The sequence below is a fragment of the Bacillus cereus group sp. BfR-BA-01356 genome, assembly GCF_022663635.1.
In the GTDB taxonomy this organism is placed as follows: Bacteria; Bacillota; Bacilli; order Bacillales; family Bacillaceae_G; genus Bacillus_A; species Bacillus_A cereus.
On sequence record NZ_JAKUFX010000110.1, the window covers coordinates 1 to 19,795 of the forward strand.

A 19,795-nucleotide genomic window follows, 5' to 3' on the forward strand; every position below is an offset into this window, starting at 1 on the left:
CGATACATTAGTAGAAGCAATTAATGAAGGAGATGCAGATACATTAAAAGAAGGCATTACAGATTTACAAGGTGAGATTAAACAAAACCAAGCATATACACAGAATTTAATACAAGAACTAGCTAAGTTAAGAGATAGTATTGGAGAAGATGTCCGAGCATTTGGAGGTCATAAAGATATCTTGCAATCGATTTTAAAAAATCAAGCATCTGGAATAGATGAAGATGAAAAACGCCTAAATGATGTTTTAGAGCAAATAAGACATTTTAAACAAGTAGAATCGGATGGAATAATAACTGTATCATATCCCTCAATCCCTACATGGATTGCTGGAGGTGTAATGATAGGGGTAGCAAGAAATAATTTAGGTACGTTAGAGCCGTTATTAGCTCAATTACGCCAAACGGTTGACTATAAAATAACATTAAATCGTGTAGTTGGGGTTGCGTATAATAATATTGCTGAAATGCAAAATGCAATTGGATCAGCTATTAATGCTCTTACCTATATGTCAGCACAATGGCATGATTTAGATTCTCAGTATTCAGGAGTACTTAATCATATTGATAAAGCATCCCAAAAGGCAGATCAAAATAAATTTAAATTTTTAAAACCTAACCTGAATGCAGCAAAAGATAGTTGGAAAACATTAAGAGCAGATGCATTTACATTAAAAGAAGGAATAAAAACATTAAAAATGGATCCTGTTTCTTCAAAAAAATAGGAAAGTACGGTTTTATTGTAAAGTTTGCTAAAATATAGAGACTTTAAAAACATACTGTTAAATTATTAAATGATTCGTTATATACTAAAAAAGGTGAAGTTGTATCAAGAGCTTCACCTTTTTTTATTGTAGTTGAGTTGTAAGAGCAAGTTTCATCTTGTTTCAATTATGAAAGGGCTTCTTTGAGCCGATTAGTGTATATATAGCTTATTTTGCTATGTACATATTTAATCGACTTGAAGAAGTTCTTTTTGTGTTGCCTTCAAGTTAGGAATCACTTGTATATAGAACATCGGAGGCTAATAGTACACTAAATGAAAAAAGCACATAATTTGTGCTCGTTTTTCTCATGAAACAATAGGGGGTTATTTAAAGGAAACGATCTATGATTGCAATTGTATGGAATATCTAAACATTCAAAAGTTAAATACATCCGAACAAATTAAATTTATGCATAATGGACAAATGGTATTAAGAACATTACAAGACATATGTAATGCGAGAAAATTTACTATCATCGCTTGTACCGTAGTAAAGATATTAAAATAAATAGGCACGAGGGCTTATATTTAGATATTACACTAAAAAATAATGTGAATAACTAGCACAGCTATTAGGCTTTTTTCATTTAGAAAAATACTATGGACATTATTAAAGATCATTATTATTAAATTTTTTTGATTAGATCTGACATTTTATTAACACTCATACTACTAATAATAAAATCTATTATAAATATATATCTTATATATTAAAAAGAAATAAAGATAAAACTATTATAGGTTATCAAAAATAGGGGAAAACTCTACTCCCACAAGGGAAAATTTGATATTAGCACGTAAAAAATCATAAATAGTAAAAAATGTATCCGTAGATTCAATAATTATAAGACTTTCAATTCTACAAAAAAGCAGAAAGAAAATCATATGTTTCTACATGAAATCGGAAAGGAATTGATACAAATTACTTTATATTTATCCAACTATGGAAATAGGCTTCATTTTCTTTATTTTGTTAAATAAGCAGTATTTAACGTTCAATTATCCACATTTTATTCAGAAAATGTAGTTATTTGTTAACATAACTCACTATTTACACATAACTCACATTATTATTGATGATTTTTATTAGATATATACAACAACACTAGTAGTTACAATGATGTCAGAAAAATACTATTCACATTCGAGTATATTTGTCCTCATATCCACTGTTTTTATAATTTTATTTTTGATTTTTTGTAGGTATTATGAGATAGGTTTTATTACATTAGAAGAATATTCCCTAGTACTACGTGGAGAGTTATATAGTGCTAGAAGAGAATTTGTATAGAAGTGCATAAAAAAAGACTTCATTTTACATGAAGTCCTTCTGATTTTGTATTTATAAATAGAGTAGTAGAAAAGGAGTATGAATGAAACAACTACGAATAGCCCTCTAATTTCGATTTTTTCAAAAATAGAGAGCTTGTTATTATCATTTCATTTCCATTGCGGTTAGCACCTGATCTGGAGCTGTTATTGTTACACCAGCACGTACTAAACGTTCAAAGGTACGCATAAACTCTAGTAAATTAAACTGTTTTGGTAGCTCAATCACACGCAGTTGTTCTTGCGGTAGTTTATCAATTGCTTCAATAAACCATTCACGTACATCACTTGGAATTGTGCGTTCTTTATGGCCACGAACTTTTAGTTTTTCGCGCATTTCAATTTCTAAAGCGATATATGCATGGAGATTCACTCCCTGATCATATGCATATTTTCTAAATAACGTTTCTTCCTGGTATTTTAGATAATTACGGTGATAAGATTCTTCTGTTACTGGTACCGCAAACTTCTGCTTCAATAATGCATGCACATTTTTAAACATCTTTTTAATGTTACGAAGAGAGTACATAGAATAATGTAGGCCGAAATTAAAGATAGCTTGCTCACGGTCACTATTTCTCTCTTTTGGTATATGCTGCGCAATAAGAGGGTAGATACCTTCTTTCGCTGCTGTATCGAGAATTTGATATTGAGATGTTTGATGCAATAGTTTCTTCAACGTATATACAATCTTCGTTGGATATCCTTCTTTTCGATCAACCATGTCACGTAGTCCGCGAATTACACTGCGAATTTGACGATGACAAGTATGCTTTAATACATGAATGAATTTATTCATGTCTGCAGACAATTCACCGATATTCATCTCTTGTAGGACTGCTTCGATAAAATTCGCTTTTCGAGCATAGGTAGCTTTTGGTGTAAATGGATCCCTATGTTGTTCTTCTCCAGCTTCTTTCGAACATAAGAAGTCTGAATGGATAGACAGATATAATGTCGTATATCGTTTTGTATGCTTTACACCTTTTTGCATTTTGCAAATTTTGAATAGGGGATTCCCCGTACATGGTAATGCAGTTGTTAATTCCTCGATAACCGCACGGATCTGATGCGGATATTTTTTATGTAAGAAACGATACATCCCACCGAAGTGAGTTTTGTTTCCTCTTTCGTCCTGCTTGTCCAAAGAACGCTTTAATGTTGTTTCCGTATGTTGTTGCATTGCGATATCTAAGAATAGCTTCTTAGCCGCTACAGATAGCTTAAAGAAATCCTTTGTAAATACAACAGGACTAATATATACGTACGGATTTGCTTTTTCTGTTTCCTCATTCATAAAATGAGTGAGTTTGATTGTATAACGGCCATCTACTCCATTTTCGATGGAGATAATGTTATGTAAGTTTAATTTCTTTAATGCGATATAGAATTGAGAGTGTTGGATATAAGCAAATTCTTCTTTATATTGCTTGTAATCTTCCCACATCATATGTATGGTTACATTTGGAATGACACCGTTTGTATAGCATTTTTTATGTAAGTACAAGAACACTTCAAGATCAGCATTCGTAATACCGTATAATTTATGTTTTCGTCCTGCTTTTTCTGCAAGTGTAGACATTGCTCGACGTGAAAAAGATGGTTTGGCTTTTTCGACAAAACCTTCTACATCCGCAATACGCTCTTCGTATGTCATGTGCTGCAGAATATCTTCTAAATATGTATCTTTATAGCTGTAGTATTTCTCCTCAAATGTTTCCACAAACTTTTGCCAAGATTTGAGTGTTACTAAAACTGCGTTTGTTGTTTTCCCATTTAAGCTACGTTGATTACGTATCACAAATGCTTTTCCCATCTTTTTCACCTCCGTTCTACAAATTCAGAAATATATGTCAAAATACTATAAAATATACCAATTTTAATTATAGCAAAATGAAAATTGCTGAAATGTGCTCCTTTAAGAAGAAAATTAGTAACTTGCAACAGCTTATGAAGCCAGTTGTATCAAGGGATAAGAGAATTTCATGATTTTTTTTTGTGTTAAGGATACCGCAAACGTGTTGCAAGTTGTTTGATATGTATAAAAGTAAGTGAAAAAGCAACTAAACCCTTGGTATATAAAGGATTATAGTGAAAATGGTAGGGAAGTTAGGGAAAGGATACCGCAAACATGTTGCAAGTTAGTAAACGTAATCATTAAAAATGAATTGTAATAATTACCCTTGATATAAAAGGACTTGTTGATATTTATAGAATGAAAGTAGGGAAAGGATACCGCAAACAGTGTTGCATCTTGTGAGAAAAATAAGGGCATGCATACCGCAAACGTGTTGCAAGTTGGATGATATGTATAAAAGTAAATGGAAAAGCACTTAAACCCTTGGTATATAAAGGTTTAGAGTGAAGATGATAGAAAAGTTAGGGAAAGGATACCGCAAACATGTTGCATATTATGTATGTAACTTATTAAAAATATGAGATAAATAGCTTAAAAACTTTAAAATGACATGATTTTTTTAAAATTACTTAGTTGAGAAATAAATTATACTGTTGCAAGTTGAAAGAGATAGGGAAAGGATACCGCAAACGTGTTGCAAGTTGATTAGAAATAGGTAAGAGAAAGAGCAAACGTGTTGTAAGTTGAGAAATATAAGGCAAACAAAGCGCAAAAAGAATGTAAGTAAGGGAAAATAGGTAAGAGGAGAACAAACTGTTGCAAGTTGAAGGGTTAAGGAAAGCAAGGCGCAAAAGAGATGTAGGAAGAAGAAATAGGGAAAAGAAAGAGCAGCATGTTGTAAGTTGAGAAATATAAGGCAAACAAAGCGCAAAAGGAATGTAAGTAAGGGGAAATAGGTAAGAGAAAGAGCAGTATGTTGCAAGTTGAGGAGTTAAGGAAAGCAAAGAGCAAAAGAAATATAGGAAGAAGAAAAAAGGAAAAGAAAGAGCAGTATGTTGCAAGTTGAGGAGTTAAGGAAAGCAAAGAGCAAAAGAAATATAGGAAGAAGAAAAAAGGAAAAGAAAGAGCAGTATGTTGCAAGTTAAGGAGTTTAGGAAAGCAAGGCGCAAAAGGAATGCAAGTAAAGAAGAATAGGGAAAGAAAGAGCAGCATATTGCAAGTTAAGGAGTTAAGGAAAGCAAAGCGTAAAAGAAATGCAAGTAGGTAGAAATAAGGAAGAGAAGGAGCAGTATGTTGCAAGTTAAGGAGTTAAGGAAAGCAAAGAGCAAAAGAAATGCAAGTAGGTAGAAATAAGGAAGAGAAGGAGCAGTATGTTGCAAGTTAAAGAGTTAAGGAAAGCAAAGCGCAAAAAGTGTGCAAGTTGAAAGAAATAGGTAAGAGAAAGAGCAAACTGTTGCAAGTTAAAGAGTTAAGGCAAACAAAGCGCAAAAGGAATGTAAGTAAGGGGGAATAGGTAAGAGGAAAAACAACCTGTTGCAAGTTAAAGAGTTAAGGCAAACAAAGCGCAAAAGGAATATAAGTAAGGGGGAATAGGTAAGAGGAAGAACAACCTGTTGCAAGTTGAGAAATGTAAGGCAAACAAAGCGCAAAAGGGAATGTAAGTAGAAATAGGTAAGAGAAAGAGCAACTGTTGCAAGTTGAGGAGTTAAGGAAAGTAAAGAGCAAAAGAAATGCAAGAAAAGAAGAATAGGGAAAGAAAGAAACAAAAATTTGTAAATATCTGTTACAATAAATTAAATATAATAGTAGTTAAGATTTTTATACTGAGAATTATTTTATTGTGATCCATGGTTTAGGGAGGAAAAGAAAGTGGATAACTTATTACAAATGTTTCGAGATGCATTGTTAATCTCTGAGCCAATTTATAAAACTAACGAGCTAGTATGGAATAAGTGGAATGCATACTTTAAAGATGTTGAAAACAATAATAATAAGGTACTTACATCACCCCATGCTTCTCCATCATTTACTGCATTAGTATCTTGGTTAGAGAAAAAGCAAGAGTCCGGAATTACATTAGTACAAATTTATGCGAAAATTGATTCTTATAAAGAAGAAATATATAAAGAAATTGAATTATTTATAGAAAAAGAATTTCAAGATGTAGTACATTCTAATTCCGTGATATTGGAAAATGATCAAAATATAGATAAGCCAAATATAGTGAATCACGAGGATTATTACGAGGTAAATAACTCTGCTGTTTATTATAAATTAAGAGATGGGATTGCAAAGAATCAATTTGAAGAAGATGAAATAAGTAAGGTCTTACAATATCCCATTGAAACGAGGTCTTCTAATGGTGTAGCTCAACTTTCTTCACACAAAGATGAAGATTTAAGACTTACCAATATAGAAGAAGCAGCTCGATGGAATACCCTTGTAGATGACGTAATGAGTAATATGGATGATTTAACGGCAGATTGCTTAGATGCAATCACAATACAGTGGATTAATGAAGCAAAATCTCCAGATGATTTTATTGACTTTTCTTATGAACAAGTTTTAGAGATGTGCAATATTCCAAAAACAGTTGTTAAAAATAAAGAATACTATAGAGCGGAAGATAAAATTAAGATAGCAAAGAGAATTGCAGCTTTAGCAAGTATTTTTATCTATTTAAATGATGATAATGAAGTCGTTGTATTAAATGACCGTGATGATGAGGGGGAACGTTTAGAATTAAAGCGTGAAGTTATCAAAAGATTATTTGTATTAGATTCAGTTGTTTTATGGAGACATAGTGTTACTAATGAATACATGGGCATTGAATCTTGTCGTATTAAGCCGGGTAGCTTTTTAACTAATTATTTGTATGGATCAAATAATACAACAGCCCTATTGTCTAAAAAAGCACTTGAATACAATAGTTATAGACACAAATATCATAAAAGGTTAATTCGATACTTAACATGGCAATGGAGAATTAGACAAATGTATTCATCATTGAAAAAGCCATATTCTATAGGTGGGGACAAAGGACTACTAGCAGTAATGGATATCCCAAAAGATTGGAAGCCGAATCGTATTAGAGAACAGTTAGAAAATGTTCTAATGGATTTAGAAAATGAAAAAGTAATCTCTCATTGGGAGTATAGTGATCCACTGGATGAACAACAAATTGGGAAACGTAATTGGTTTAAAAATTATTACACTAACTTAGGAATAACGATTTTACCACCTGAAGAAATGCTACAGTCAATGGATAGGGTAATAGGAAAGAAGAGTATAGAGGAACCACAAGAGAAGTTACCGGAAGTAACAGTTGTTAAAGAAATAAAGAAGACTGTAGAATCAGTCGAACAAATAGAGAAAAAGATCCGTGACCAAATACTGAAAGTACACAATGAAAAAAAGGTAAGCATTCGTGAAATAGCAGATGAAATGAGTATTTCTCCATCGACATTATCTAGATTTTGTAATTATAAAACAAAACGTTTATCTAAAAAGGCGTTAGAAAAGTTAACGAAATGGTGTGAAAGACAAGAAATATTAGAAAAGATGTAACATAGACTAAATATTTCTTTTAATAATATTCAAATTAAAAATACACATACATTATGTATGTGTATTTTACTTATTATCACTAATAATAGTCTGAATTTTCTTTATTTATGGCGGTTTTGGCAGGTGAAGATCCTACTGGAAAGTCATTATAGTTATGCTGTTTAATCCACTGCAATTAAATTTCTTGTCTTATCGATATGGTTCAGTAACATACGATACTCTTCTTCATACATAGTTATACGTTGTAGAAGAGATTGATTCTCTGTTTTTAAATCTTCAATTTGATTTTGTAACTTTGTCAATTCATTCACATCTTTATAATTTTGTAGAAAGAGAATAATATCATCTAATGTAATAGACAAAGATTTTTTTTCTTTTTCTGATGGGGAGAGGGGAATGTTGTTTCCCATTTTTCGGTCTTGTTTTGCTTGTTGTATTTCTTCTTGGTATTGTTTTCTCACATATGAATTCCAACGAAATCCACAAGCTGCGGGTGTTCTAGCTAGTAGTTTTGCTACTTCTTTGAATGCAGCTAACTGTGTTCCACCGTTACGAATATTCTGAAGTACTGTTGATGCGAGAAGTAAATCGCTATCATCAGCCCAGGAATCTTCTCTTGAGATTACCACGTTTTAACCCCCCTTATATGTTTTATATTATATATATGCAATTACTCAAAATGATAGAAGTTCAACTTCTCTTGAAATAATTGGGAGTAAGTTGGTAGAAGTATGTATGATTTTACATGCAAAATTGCATTTAAGGTTGACTATTCCACAAGGTGTAACTATACTGGTTACAGTAATGCGGCTGAATTAATAAAGTTGTTGGTATGAATTGGTTGTATTAATGATGTATAAACAAATATTAAGGAATGAATGGAGTTGAAAATATAGTCCTACATATAAAACGTTTGTATAAAAAGAAATTAGATAATATACATTTTTTTATAACTATATATTAATAAAGAGAGGTGTGCGTTTTGAAAATTTTTAAGGGAATTCTAGTTTCTTCAATTGCATTAACAGCATTTAATGGGGTGGGCGGACTACTTCCAAATGAAAAATCAGAAGTTGCTTATGCGGCTACTTACAATTATTCAAATAAGCAATTGAATTCTACTGTACATAAGCAAGTTACTAAACAATTAATTTTGAAATTTAAAAATGAAGCGAATTTACCATATCAGGATGGAATAGAAAAATTCATTAAAGAAGAAAAACAAGATCCTGAATTAATTGGAATTTTAGCTGAATATCCAAATGTAACTATAAATCGACTTTTTAATTCTTTAAATCCTAAAGAAATTAAAAATCTTGGTAAAGAAATAAAAGATTCCGATCATATTTCTTCTAATTTGCTAAACTATTATATTGTTGAAACTCAAGATGATATTGATGTACAAGCATTACTTACAAAATTTGAAAAATCATCTCTTGTTGAAACGGCGTATTTACAGGAAGAAGAGGCGCCACCAGCAGAGCGTTTGCCAAACTTATCTGTTAATCCATATGATGAGCCTAGACTTACAAGACAAGGTTACCTTGAACCAGCACCATTAGGAATTAATGCACCTTATGCCTGGAGCATAAAAGGTGGAGATGGAAAAGGAACTACTTTCGTAGATATGGAGTATGGGTGGTTATTTAATCATGAGGATTTAGTGAATCAAAAGATTGAACTGATATCTGGACAGAATAAAAGCGAGCACCATGATCATGGTACCTCAGTCTTAGGAATTGTTTCGGCAGAGGATAATAACATAGGTGGAATCGGGATCGCACCGAAAGCTAAGGTAAAGGTTGTATCTCAGATTAGGGATAACGGAAATTATAATACAGCTGATGCTATTTTAAGCGCGGTTAACAATATGCAAGCTGGAGATATTCTTTTACTAGAGGCACAAGCAACTTACGATGGATATGGAGATAAGAACTATTTTCCTGTGGAAGTAAAACCAGACATATTTGATGCAATTCGTATGGGAACAAATAAGGGAATTATTATTATAGAAGCAGGTGCAAACGGCGGAAATGACTTGGATCAATTTAGAGACCGTAATGGTAAACAAGTTTTAAATCGTAATAGTCCTGATTTTAAAGATTCAGGGGCAATTATGGTTGGGGCAGCTTCTGCAAGGGTTCCTCATAAGCGTTCATATTTCTCTAATTACGGTAGTAGAGTGGATGTGTATGGATGGGGGAATGCAGTAGATACTACAGATGCTAAACCAAGTGAATTTATAACAAATCTATATACATCTAGTTTTGCTGGAACATCTAGCGCATCACCTATTATTGCTGGTGCTGCAGCATCAATTCAAGGAATTGCAAAAAATAATCAGGGGAGAGTATATACACCAAGACAGCTTAGGGATATTTTAAGTGATTCTAGCACCGGAACGAAATCCAATGATCCAACTTCTGATAAAATTGGTGTTTTACCTGACTTAAAAGCTATTTTATCTAAACTTGGTTTTTCACCAAACTTAGGTAATGATTCTTCCATTGTATTTCCTGAGGAACAAGAAATAAATAAAGGAAATAAGGGAAATGAAGGATCTACTATAACATTCCCAAAAGAAGATACCGCTAATAGTGGAGAGGACTCTAGCTTTATTTTCCCAGAATAATAGAAATACTTCCTATTAAGCATGGGGCAAAATAGTTTACTCAATAAGAACAAAGGATATGAATTCAATAGAAATATGAATTTATATCCTTTTTATTTTAAGCTGTTTTTACTACCTTACAAAAACGTAATGTTAGCGTAATGGAAATGAATTTTCGCAGCCAATAGATTAGGATATAATTTTTGTGAGAAAAGATATGAGGTGAATAATATGAAACGAATAGTGCTTATGTGTAGCATTTTTGTGATGTTTACTGTGTTGTTATCCGGGTGTAATTTAAATCGTCTTGGTACAGATACATATTATGTGCAAATTACCAAGGATGGTGAAAAATTAAAAGAGAAAAATGTAAATGGGGATACGACTTACGAATATAAATTACCTGGATTTGATAAGGATGGTAAAGAGAAAGAAATGGAGTTTACAGCGTTAAAAAACCTTCGTAAAGAAGCGTTTTTACGTATATATTACTCTGAGAAAAAAGGTGTGAAATCTTGGGAAGAAGTTAAAAAAGACGAACTCCCTACAAAGGTAAAAGAAAAATTAAAGGTGGATTAATATATAATGCTTTGTTAGAGCAATATATCCTCAAACTATTAGAATGTATATTGTGAAATAGGCTAACAGTTATTGTCAGTCTTTTACTTTTGCACGAAGAAAATATAAAAGGCATTTAACAGACAAGTGTTGGATTATTAACAATTATTTATGATCCAAAGCTACAATATATCTACTCCTGAACTATAATAATTTTAGGTCAGAAATAAGCTTCTAATTTTGTGAGGAGTTAAGTACTAAAAAAGCTTAATTTTGTTTACGTATTTATAGTCGTTTAAAGGATTTATGATTGGTTATGATATAATAAAATTCAAGTACAATAAGGGGGATTAATTAAATGATTTTTCAAAGCATGATAACAGCTATTATAGAAAAATTACAAGAGACGGTGAATCCCTATTGGATAATTGTGTTTGGATCAACGGCTGAGAATAGAGAACGAGAAGATAGCGATATTGATATAGCTTATGTAAGTGACACAACATTAGGGAACTATGAACGTTTTTTATTAGCACAGGATTTAGCTAACATTGTTCATAGAGATGTTGATTTAGTTGATTTATCCGAAGCTTCTACAGTTTTTCAAGCTCAGATTATACATACAGGAAAGACAATATTTTGTTCTGATGAAGAACGGAAAATCATTTTTGAAATGAAAACCTTAAAAATGTATTCAAAATTGAATGAAGAACGACAGATAGTATTTGATGATATAAAGAAAAGAGGTTCTATATATGAAGAATGAGGTTATTTTAAATAAAATTTCTACAATAGAGCGTTGTATAAAAAGAATCCAAGATGTATATGGAAATGACCCTGAAAATTTAGAGGACTTTACAAAACAAGATTCAATAATATTGAATATACAAAGAGCTTGTGAAGCGAGTATTGATCTAGCAATGCATATTGTTGCAGGTAAAAAATTAGGACTACCCCAATCTAGTCGAGAGGCCTTTGATTTATTGGTTACAGCAGGATTACTTAGCGCTGATCTAGCAAATAAGTTAAAGGCAATGGTTGGATTTCGTAATATTGCTGTTCATGATTATCAAAGTGTGAATTTAGATATTGTTCGTCAAATTATTGAAAAACATTTAACTGATTTTAAACTATTTACAAAAGAAGTAATGGGGATATTGGAATTTTAGGCAAAAGAACAGAATAATAGGGCTGAGAAAGAAAGTAATTCTATGATTCCCAAACCAGCTATTGAAACAATCATTTAATTTCGTAAGAAGAAACGCGGTCATAAGATGGATTTGTTTATGTTGTAGTGAGGCTTTGTATGAGATGTGTGTAGATAATAGTAGGAAAAATATCCATATACAATTTTATCAACAAATAAGTAAATATTTTTAAAACTAATTTTTATACATATAATGTATACCCAAAACAAAAAAAGTTTCCTATTGGAAACTTTTTTGTTTTGGGTAAATTTATAACGATTAATTAATATTCAGTTTTTGAAAAAAATGATGAATCATGTCAAATCATCTTCATTTACACGAACATGAACGTAGTATAAAAATGAAGCATATCCAAAATAATTAAAGGGGCTGAAAAAATGATTAAAAAACTTATTATTGGTGCTATTGCTTTAGGCACAACAATAGGAGTGAGTAAATCTACATTTGCTGCTACAATACATTCTCCATCACAGTTTAAAGAAACTCGAAATGTTCATGTGCAATCCCTATATTCTCCATGGCAGTATTTAGGACAAACTTCAAGGGAACTTCAAATTAAAAGTAAGGATCCAAAAGTACTGGCTTTTGAACTAGCAAAAGAAGCACCATTTTATGAAGAAGAATTAGTAGACATATGTTCTGTAATTTTAGATGAAAATGTAGATATTGTATATTGGACAAGTAAGGAATGGGTCAGATTTGAAGAAGGAAATTATCAATTTAAACATGAAATTAAAATTTTTAGAGATAAAGAACGTCAGCAATTAATTACTGCACTAGAATCTTAGATCTTTTACAAAAAAGAAGCTATCTTTAGTATGCTATTCTCCCCTCATAGTAGATAGGAAAAAGAAAACACATTAACCTATTTATTATGGAGGGGATTTTTCTATGGGGTAAATTAGAATTACTTGCTATATAAAATGAAAGGAAAAGGAAGTTGGTTTATACTTAAAAGAAGATGTAAAACTGTTAAGAAAGAAATAGACATTTATTATCCAATTGTAAGACGTTAAATGAAATGATTCGAAACTTTAGGTATTAAAGAACTAGAAGAAGAACGTGGGAAAACAAAAGGGTAATGTTTAGGTAGAATGAAACCTAAAGGTTCGGGTACTAAGACTAAACGATTGGAAGAAGAGGATGGGATGTTAGAAAAATGAAGGAAAGTATGTTACGAAAGTAAAACTTTTAGGATAATGCACATAAAAAAGACTTCTTCATCTATGTTAAGTTCGCAAATATATACAATCTTATAACCATCAAAGATTTCAAGAGAAATTAAATAACCTGAGTCCATACAAATATAGACTCAGGTGGGCTTAGCTGCGCTTTGAAAATACTGTCTACCTGACAGGACCCTCTCTGTTTATTCTTCAAATAAACAAACTGAAACAAGACTATTTAGAAGTATTAGTGAATCCGCTCTTTAATTCTTATTTCGTGTCTCTTACCTTTAACAAGTACAAACAGAATTTATTAATTTATATTATCTTTAAAACATTTATAAATTTGATGCTATAAAAGCAATAGAATTATGTAATAAGTGAATCAAAAAAACAACCCCAAAAGCAGGCATTGTAACCTGATATTTTTCATTCTTTTTTTTATATACCCAATAAGCATAGTTATATAAAAGACCAATTATCGTTGTACCAACTAAATAAGTGATTCCATATCGATGATTTAATCCAAATATAATTGAAGCTATTAAAATGATAAGGTAATCGCGATTTTTAATGTAAGGAATCCAACTTAATAGCCAAAATAAAAATACTTGAAAAACTACTGTTTCATATATAGGTGCCGCTAATACCCCTAATAAAACTTGAAGGATAAGAGGTGCTTCTGTTATTGGGTTTTTTTGTATTTCAGGTAAGAATAGATCTAATGGTATTACAAATAAAAATGATCCTAATAAAATAAGAAAAATAAAAGAAATGGTAGGCAAAGTAAACATAAATCTATTTATTTTTTTGAGCATATATATTTCTCCTATAATCTTTTATTACATCTATACGAAAAGTAATAAATAATTGAGTCTCTTTTTGTTTGACATGTTTTCGTCTACTATTGATGAAAACCGTTCTGTAATTAAATTCTTGGCTTATATGTAGGTGTAGCGATATATTAAAACTATATTGTTAATATCAAAATATTAAAGAGCTAAGTGAGATATTAAGGTCACACCAATTTTAGGATGAATATAATATCAAGCCCGTTAAGGAAATATGCTGTATAGGACAAGCTTGTACTGTTTATTTTACTATATGAATATTTAAGTGCATATAGTTCTGGGAAAGTATGTATTTTTGCATTTTTTAATACAAAAGTTTTTTATTAAAAATTTACTTTCTGCGCTATCTCATATGAATTTAAGACAATTGAAGAGTAAAGGCCAAAAGAGTCTAAGTTTAATTTGTACAGGTAGATATTAAAATTCTATAGAAAAATAAGGGAAAAAGTTATAAAATAGGAGATTGGATTAAACTTTCCAATTTTTTTGTGCAAGATAAAGATGACTAAAGATGTGGCTCTTAAAAATTCTTGTTTATATATAAAACTAACGATAGTATAAAAAATCCTTAATGAAGGAACTTCAACAAATCTAATGTGAAAATTTTTAGGCGATAAATATGAAATTTAAAATATTCTTAGTAATCCATTAAATATTATAGCAATTATTATAGGCAAACCCTTTAATATAATCGATTTAGAAGAAATCAGTACAAATAGAAAAGATGAAGTAGTAGAAGTATTACGACTTCCTTTTAATAGATTTTCAGGAGCAGCTGGACATATAAAAGATGCAATTGTAAATGAAAAAAATTGGAACGTTTGGTTGAACGATTAGTATGCTATTTTAAAGTTTAAATTAATAACAGAAAGAGAACCTCTTAATATGTTACTACTTTGTTTTTGTATTGTTGAAAATAAGAAAGGTGAAATCAATGAAAAAATATTGGCATAAGCTATCGTTGCTTCAAAAAAATGTATTACTAACGGTATTAGTAATTCTGACCCTTGTTGGAAGTATGGGAGCGTTAAGTTTTAATATGTTTCAAAATAGTATGATGTCTATATTTGAGAGGCAGTCTTTTGAAACAGGTGATGCGGTATTAAATCAATTAGATCTAGAAATAGTAAGAGATGTAGCAAAAGACCCCACAGCTCAAAGAGTGAAGAAAGAAAAATTGACAGAGCAATTAGATAAATCTATAAAAGATATGAAAAGTGTTGGGCAAACATATGTTACAGGAGCCAAGCTAAATGATAAAGCTGAATTACAAATAGTAGCTTTGGATACAGAATTAGCAAATACTGTTTCTGTAAAACCAGGTGAATACTATGAGCAGCCTACTTATTGGATGAAAACATACGATAAAGTAATACAAACAAAACAGGCACAAATGACAGAAGTGTATGAAGATGAATTAGGGTTCTGGGTAACAATTTTAGAGCCAGTTACAGATGAAAATAAAAATATAATTGCAATTGTTGCAGCGGATTTGGAAGCTTCTATTATTCCTCTTACAAAGAAAAACTTTATGATACAAGGTTTACTATTTATTATAATTTCATTAACTATCGCAATTACAATTCAAATATTTATCTCACGAAACTCTCTATCGCCTTTAAAGGATTTACAAGAAGGGTTACGTAAAGTTGGTGAAGGGGATTTAAGTATTAAATTGAATGAAAGATCTGATGATATAGGGATAACCAATATCTATTTTAATAACACTATTAAAAAGTTTAATAGGATTATAGATAAAGTAAGGCAGACTGCTGAACAGGTTTCTACATCTTCACAGGAATTGTCGGTAAGTACAAAAGAGAATAGCATAGCCTTTAAAGAAATTGCAAGTGCTATTACAGGATTAAATTTAGGAGTACATTCTCATGAATATGTAGTGCAAAAATGTTTAGGGATTGTTCAAGAAATGGAAAGTAAGATGAAAGAAATTAAAGGAGCTGCAAAACAAGTTGGCAATGCTTTGGAAGACATGGAACAGAATTCTGTAGTGGGAAAAGATTTGATTAAGCAAATCGTGAATCAAATGAAAAGAATCCAAGATACAGTTCAGGATGTACCTTCTAGTATTTATGCATTTGAATCACGATCTAAGGAAATTCATGAAATTCTTACTGTAATTACAACCATTTCAAATCAAACAAATTCATTAGCTTTAAATGCTTCTACTGAATCCTCATGTGCTGGAGAGATGGGGGAAGAATTTTCAGATGTTGCGGACGAGGTACGTATATTAGCGGAAAGAACCGAGGCATCTGCAAGGGATATAGCTAAATTAATTGGTGAAACCCAGGCTGAAGCAGAGAGAGCTGTAAGATCCATACAGAAGAGTTCAAAGGAAGTAGAATTAGGAATAACACTTGTTCAAAGTAGTGGTGCATTCTTTGAAAAGATTTCAGAATCTGCACAATCTGTTACAAATCAAATTAAAGCGACTTCGAATCATTCAAGTGACATTCTAAAAAATAATCAAACTATTGTTCAGTTTATAAATGAATTATCACACATTGCAAATACATATGTGAATAGCAGTAGTAATGTGGAGAAAAGTATGAAAGAGCAAGAACTATATGTACAAGATATTGCAGAGTTAGCAAATTCTTTAAATTGGCTCTCGCAAGAGTTACAGGGGTTAATAGGGGAATTTAAAAGTAAGTAGGATAGAAGAAGGTAAAGGTATAGGGTATGACCTATACCTTTATTTATTCCCACATAAGGGATGAAAGCTTAGGTATATATGTAAAATAGCTAAACGAATAATTTTTTTGCATATTTTGTTGGAAATAGAGCATGATATTACCAAATTCAATGGAGGTGTTTAAAAAATGCAAATTCGCGAAAATAATAATTCAAACGAAATCTTAATAGCAGCTGCAGCAAGTGCAATTGAACAAATGAAATATGAAATTGCTCAGGAGTTTGGTGTTACACTTGGACCGGATTCAACTGCGCGAGCAAATGGTTCAGTAGGTGGAGAAATTACAAAACGTTTAGTTCGTATGGCGCAAGAGCAGCTATCTGGTCAATATAAAATTCACTAAAACTAAAGGTATATCCCATTGAAGGGATATACCTTTTTAATTTGTTTTTAAAGAGGATCGTTACATTTTTTATTGTTGGCTAAGTTTAGAAACAGCAAATTTAGCTGTAAAATTCATTTTCTTCATGTACGTAGAATTTACACCTGCTTGAAATTGTACAGAAATATTACCGTCTTTTTGCGCTTTAAATACGCGACCATATGGGGAATTAGCATTGAATGTGCCAATTACTTGATTATCCGCATCAAAGACCGTATAAGAAATTGGGAACCCTGAATTTTGCACAAAGACTGTAAGTTCTTCCCCTTTTTTAAGATTAAATGATTCTTTTTGAGACACTTCATAGGAACTCATAGAGTAGTATTTTGTGACTTCTTGAATTTCTAAATTCGTAGTAGCTGCACTCGCTTTTGATGCCTCAGCCCCTGGTAAGTTCATACCTGAAAATACTGCAATTCCTAGTGCCCCTGCTAAAATCAATTTTTTCATAATAGTATTTCCTCCTTTAATATATTGTGAGATTTGAAACGAAAGTGAAAATTCCAATCCCTGAAACCATTACAGTTACAATGAGAATTATTTTCAATAAGGGTTAGTATGTAATTTTGCATATATAAAGTATTAACATAAGGTAATCAGTCAAGTTTTGAAGTATTCTTAACAGAAGGGAAGGAAAAAATTAAAAAATCATGAATGATATTGTAACCGAACTATATATTTTTTGAGCATATTCCGTCTGCATCAAGTGAATATATTATTAATTTTATTTGTATTTTATTATAAAACATTTTAAGGTTGATAAAGTTTTATTTAATGGAATTATTAAATAAAAATGATAAATTATATGTTATGATGAAAAGGCAATAAAGTACATCATCCTGACTTTATTGTATGTGTTTAGCCTATGTATGTCGTTTGTATTAAAAATAAGAAGTCTCTTAAAAAGAGACTTCTTATTTTTTGTATGGAGGGGGTATTACAGATGCTTGATTACTTTCAAATGTTTTTAATTACTATGGCAGGTATTGCCTTATTTTTTTATATACAACATGCTGGAAAACCAACGAAAAGAAACAAATGGAAGTTTTTAATTATAGTATTTTTATTTTATCTTTTGAATTATTTATTTCTTAAATTTTTATAAATAAATATAGGAGGGGATACGTATTGAATTCTAAAATATAAGAAAAAGGAAGGGATAATCCTTCCTTTCATCATCCAGTATGCCCATGTGAATATTTAATAACATTTATGGTACTTTGAGAGCCTGTTGAAGAATTTGATCCAAAAGTTACTGTTACAACAATTAAAATACCTAGTAAGCTAACCGCTAATTTTTTCATTTTAATGCTCCTTTTTTAAAGTTTTTTTCATTGGCTTTACTAGCTTCATAAAAGTAATAGCTAGCTTTTAGATGATTATCTTCTTTGTAAAATTGGACTGCCAACTTTTCGGTATATTCATTTATATACTCATATAGTTCTTCTCGTTCAAAATAAGAAATTCCTTCTAAAACAGCTTTTTCTAAATCATTAGCACAGCTATGTAGATTTATTTTTTCTAAAATATTAAAGTGATGAATATAACCTTCAATTCCCAATTGAGTAGAGAGTTGGAGGCCCTTTTTTATTAATTCTTGAGCAATTTCATGTTCTCCTAATTTATAATGCTCTCTAGCTTCAATGAATACAGCTTTATAATCGCTAGGTAGTTTCTGATTAACTTCGGATAAATATCGTAATGCTACTTCAGATAGATTCTGAGTAGCGTACATAAACCCTAGATTGTGACGGACAATTAAAATATTGTATTCTAAATTTTCTTTTTGGAATGTATCCATAGCAGAGATAAAGTGTTCCTCAGCTAATTCCCATTCTTTTAAATGAGTGCATGCTAATCCATATAAGTTATTACAGAAGGCAACTTTTAATTCATATCCAGGATGCTTTGAAAATATATCTTTAGCCTTCATTACATGATTAATACATAAAATTGATCTATGTGTATGACAATAGAAAATGGCTAACTCATAATGGAATTCAGCATGTTCAATCTCATCAGGTATTGTTTCTAACAGGTATTCTGCTTTATCGTAATGTATTTTTGCAAGACTATGATTGCCGGTAACATTGGAATGAATGGCTTTAAAGAAGTGATAATAGTATGAAAGGAAATCGTCTGTAGGAGTTTTGTAAGCATCACTTTGTTTAAAGCTATCTTTAGAAATACTTAAGCTATCAATTAAATATTGATGTCTAAAATCTAGTAGTGAGTAGTATAATAATATCGTTTGATTTTCTTCTATATTATGAATTCTGTTTTCAATTTCTTGTTTAAGTAATTGAGCGGCGTCTACATGCCTAGCCCTAATTTCTTGATACCATTCATTTAATAAATGAGTTATTTGCTCGTTCCCCTGTATATGAACATTCATTGTTCAATTTCATCCTCTCCAAAGATATTATTCAGCAATTAGTATCATATCAGAAATTTCCTCTATCAAAATCTATTTAATAGCATTTATCAATATAAGACGGAATATTCTATTAATTTACATTTATTGAGATTCAAGTAGTATGTATTATTGTAATTTCTGTAAAAATAATCTTTTTTGATTTGAAGATTTGATCAAAATATATTTTTTTAACAGGCGAAAAGGGAAACATACCTAAGTAATTATGTATAGCAATAATAGGAAAAAAGAAATAAATAATAAAGACCTGCGGTAGTATGTCAACTGAAAAATAATATCTTTTGAAGTTATCAAAGGACAAATTGCTTAAAAAAGACATCACGAAACTAGACCAGTATTTTATGTAAAAT

The 19,795-nt window shown here is 30.9% G+C and carries 15 protein-coding genes; 9 read left to right on the forward strand and 6 right to left on the reverse strand.

Going from position 1 to position 19,795, the window contains the following annotated elements; translation table 11 throughout:
• Positions 1–724: HBL/NHE enterotoxin family protein (locus MR168_RS25665; protein ID WP_242291582.1), on the forward strand; the 724-nt coding region annotated here is incomplete at its 5' end.
• A 1,476-nt stretch (positions 725–2,200) separates the two neighbouring features.
• On the opposite strand, the gene MR168_RS25670 is transcribed toward MR168_RS25665, so the two are convergent.
• Positions 2,201–3,910, reverse strand: coding sequence for a hypothetical protein (locus MR168_RS25670; protein ID WP_153579181.1), 1,710 nt, complete (start codon positions 3,908–3,910; stop codon positions 2,201–2,203).
• Positions 3,911–5,821: 1,911 nt separating this feature from the next.
• Here MR168_RS25670 and MR168_RS25675 point away from each other — a divergent pair.
• The gene (locus tag MR168_RS25675) at positions 5,822–7,519 is read left to right on the forward strand and encodes a helix-turn-helix domain-containing protein (protein WP_000369380.1); all 1,698 of its coding nucleotides are present in this window, start codon (positions 5,822–5,824) and stop codon (positions 7,517–7,519) included.
• Positions 7,520–7,680: 161 nt separating this feature from the next.
• Here MR168_RS25675 and MR168_RS25680 read toward each other — a convergent pair whose 3' ends face one another.
• The gene (locus MR168_RS25680; protein ID WP_242291583.1) at positions 7,681–8,148 is read right to left on the reverse strand and encodes an RsfA family transcriptional regulator; all 468 of its coding nucleotides are present in this window, start codon (positions 8,146–8,148) and stop codon (positions 7,681–7,683) included.
• Between the two features lie 353 nt (positions 8,149–8,501).
• Between MR168_RS25680 and MR168_RS25685 the strand changes: the two genes are divergently transcribed.
• The 5 genes from MR168_RS25685 to MR168_RS25705 all read left to right on the forward strand — a co-directional run bounded on the left by MR168_RS25685 (position 8,502) and on the right by MR168_RS25705 (position 12,684).
• Positions 8,502–10,151, forward strand: a complete 1,650-nt coding sequence (locus MR168_RS25685; RefSeq protein ID WP_000688774.1) for a S8 family peptidase — start codon at positions 8,502–8,504, stop codon at positions 10,149–10,151.
• Positions 10,152–10,361: 210 nt separating this feature from the next.
• Positions 10,362–10,709 (forward strand): YxeA family protein, encoded by a 348-nt coding sequence (locus MR168_RS25690; RefSeq protein ID WP_000822911.1) that lies wholly within the window; start codon positions 10,362–10,364, stop codon positions 10,707–10,709.
• A gap of 337 nt (positions 10,710–11,046) precedes the next feature.
• Entirely contained in the window at positions 11,047–11,454 is a 408-nt protein-coding gene (gene mntA, locus MR168_RS25695; protein WP_000577224.1) for a type VII toxin-antitoxin system MntA family adenylyltransferase antitoxin, read from the forward strand.
• On the forward strand, positions 11,444–11,857 hold the full coding sequence (gene hepT, locus MR168_RS25700) for a type VII toxin-antitoxin system HepT family RNase toxin (RefSeq protein WP_000787540.1): 414 nt from the start codon (positions 11,444–11,446) through the stop codon (positions 11,855–11,857). Before mntA ends, hepT begins: the two co-directional genes overlap by 11 nt.
• Positions 11,858–12,273: 416 nt before the next feature.
• Complete coding sequence (locus tag MR168_RS25705) at positions 12,274–12,684, forward strand: hypothetical protein (protein WP_086412290.1); 411 nt, start codon at positions 12,274–12,276, stop codon at positions 12,682–12,684.
• A 716-nt stretch (positions 12,685–13,400) separates the two neighbouring features.
• Here MR168_RS25705 and MR168_RS25710 read toward each other — a convergent pair.
• On the reverse strand, positions 13,401–13,880 hold the full coding sequence (locus tag MR168_RS25710) for a CPBP family intramembrane glutamic endopeptidase (RefSeq protein WP_074790503.1): 480 nt from the start codon (positions 13,878–13,880) through the stop codon (positions 13,401–13,403).
• 967 nt (positions 13,881–14,847) lie between these two features.
• On the opposite strand from MR168_RS25710, the gene MR168_RS25715 reads away from it, so the two are divergent.
• Together MR168_RS25715 and MR168_RS25720 are read left to right on the forward strand one after the other, a co-directional pair.
• The gene (locus MR168_RS25715; RefSeq protein WP_242291584.1) at positions 14,848–16,590 is read left to right on the forward strand and encodes a methyl-accepting chemotaxis protein; all 1,743 of its coding nucleotides are present in this window, start codon (positions 14,848–14,850) and stop codon (positions 16,588–16,590) included.
• 166 nt (positions 16,591–16,756) lie between these two features.
• Positions 16,757–16,972, forward strand: a complete 216-nt coding sequence (locus MR168_RS25720) for an alpha/beta-type small acid-soluble spore protein (RefSeq protein WP_001167047.1) — start codon at positions 16,757–16,759, stop codon at positions 16,970–16,972.
• Between the two features lie 69 nt (positions 16,973–17,041).
• On the opposite strand, the gene MR168_RS25725 is transcribed toward MR168_RS25720, so the two are convergent.
• From MR168_RS25725 to MR168_RS25730, 3 genes are all read right to left on the reverse strand, one after another.
• On the reverse strand, positions 17,042–17,461 hold the full coding sequence (locus tag MR168_RS25725; RefSeq protein WP_086412292.1) for a hypothetical protein: 420 nt from the start codon (positions 17,459–17,461) through the stop codon (positions 17,042–17,044).
• Positions 17,462–18,186: 725 nt separating this feature from the next.
• Positions 18,187–18,315, reverse strand: a complete 129-nt coding sequence (locus MR168_RS33465) for a hypothetical protein (protein WP_000732002.1) — start codon at positions 18,313–18,315, stop codon at positions 18,187–18,189.
• Positions 18,312–19,406, reverse strand: a complete 1,095-nt coding sequence (locus MR168_RS25730; protein WP_001100605.1) for a Rap family tetratricopeptide repeat protein — start codon at positions 19,404–19,406, stop codon at positions 18,312–18,314. The genes MR168_RS33465 and MR168_RS25730 overlap by 4 nt, the downstream gene beginning before the upstream one ends.
• Positions 19,407–19,795: the final 389 nt, after the last annotated feature.

Bases quoted from the DNA above. Each gene is read 5' to 3' on its own strand.
- MR168_RS33465 (WP_000732002.1), bottom strand. From the start codon at position 18,315: ATGAAAAAATTAGCGGTTAGCTTACTAGGTATTTTAATTGTTGTAACA.
- mntA (WP_000577224.1), top strand. From the start codon at position 11,047: ATGATTTTTCAAAGCATGATAACAGCTATTATAGAAAAATTACAAGAG.
- MR168_RS25715 (WP_242291584.1), top strand. From the start codon at position 14,848: ATGAAAAAATATTGGCATAAGCTATCGTTGCTTCAAAAAAATGTATTA.
- MR168_RS25730 (WP_001100605.1), bottom strand. From the start codon at position 19,406: ATGAATGTTCATATACAGGGGAACGAGCAAATAACTCATTTATTAAAT.
- hepT (WP_000787540.1), top strand. From the start codon at position 11,444: ATGAAGAATGAGGTTATTTTAAATAAAATTTCTACAATAGAGCGTTGT.
- MR168_RS25725 (WP_086412292.1), bottom strand. From the start codon at position 17,461: ATGAAAAAATTGATTTTAGCAGGGGCACTAGGAATTGCAGTATTTTCA.
- MR168_RS25705 (WP_086412290.1), top strand. From the start codon at position 12,274: ATGATTAAAAAACTTATTATTGGTGCTATTGCTTTAGGCACAACAATA.
- MR168_RS25720 (WP_001167047.1), top strand. From the start codon at position 16,757: ATGCAAATTCGCGAAAATAATAATTCAAACGAAATCTTAATAGCAGCT.
- MR168_RS25690 (WP_000822911.1), top strand. From the start codon at position 10,362: ATGAAACGAATAGTGCTTATGTGTAGCATTTTTGTGATGTTTACTGTG.
- MR168_RS25710 (WP_074790503.1), bottom strand. From the start codon at position 13,880: ATGCTCAAAAAAATAAATAGATTTATGTTTACTTTGCCTACCATTTCT.
- MR168_RS25670 (WP_153579181.1), bottom strand. From the start codon at position 3,910: ATGGGAAAAGCATTTGTGATACGTAATCAACGTAGCTTAAATGGGAAA.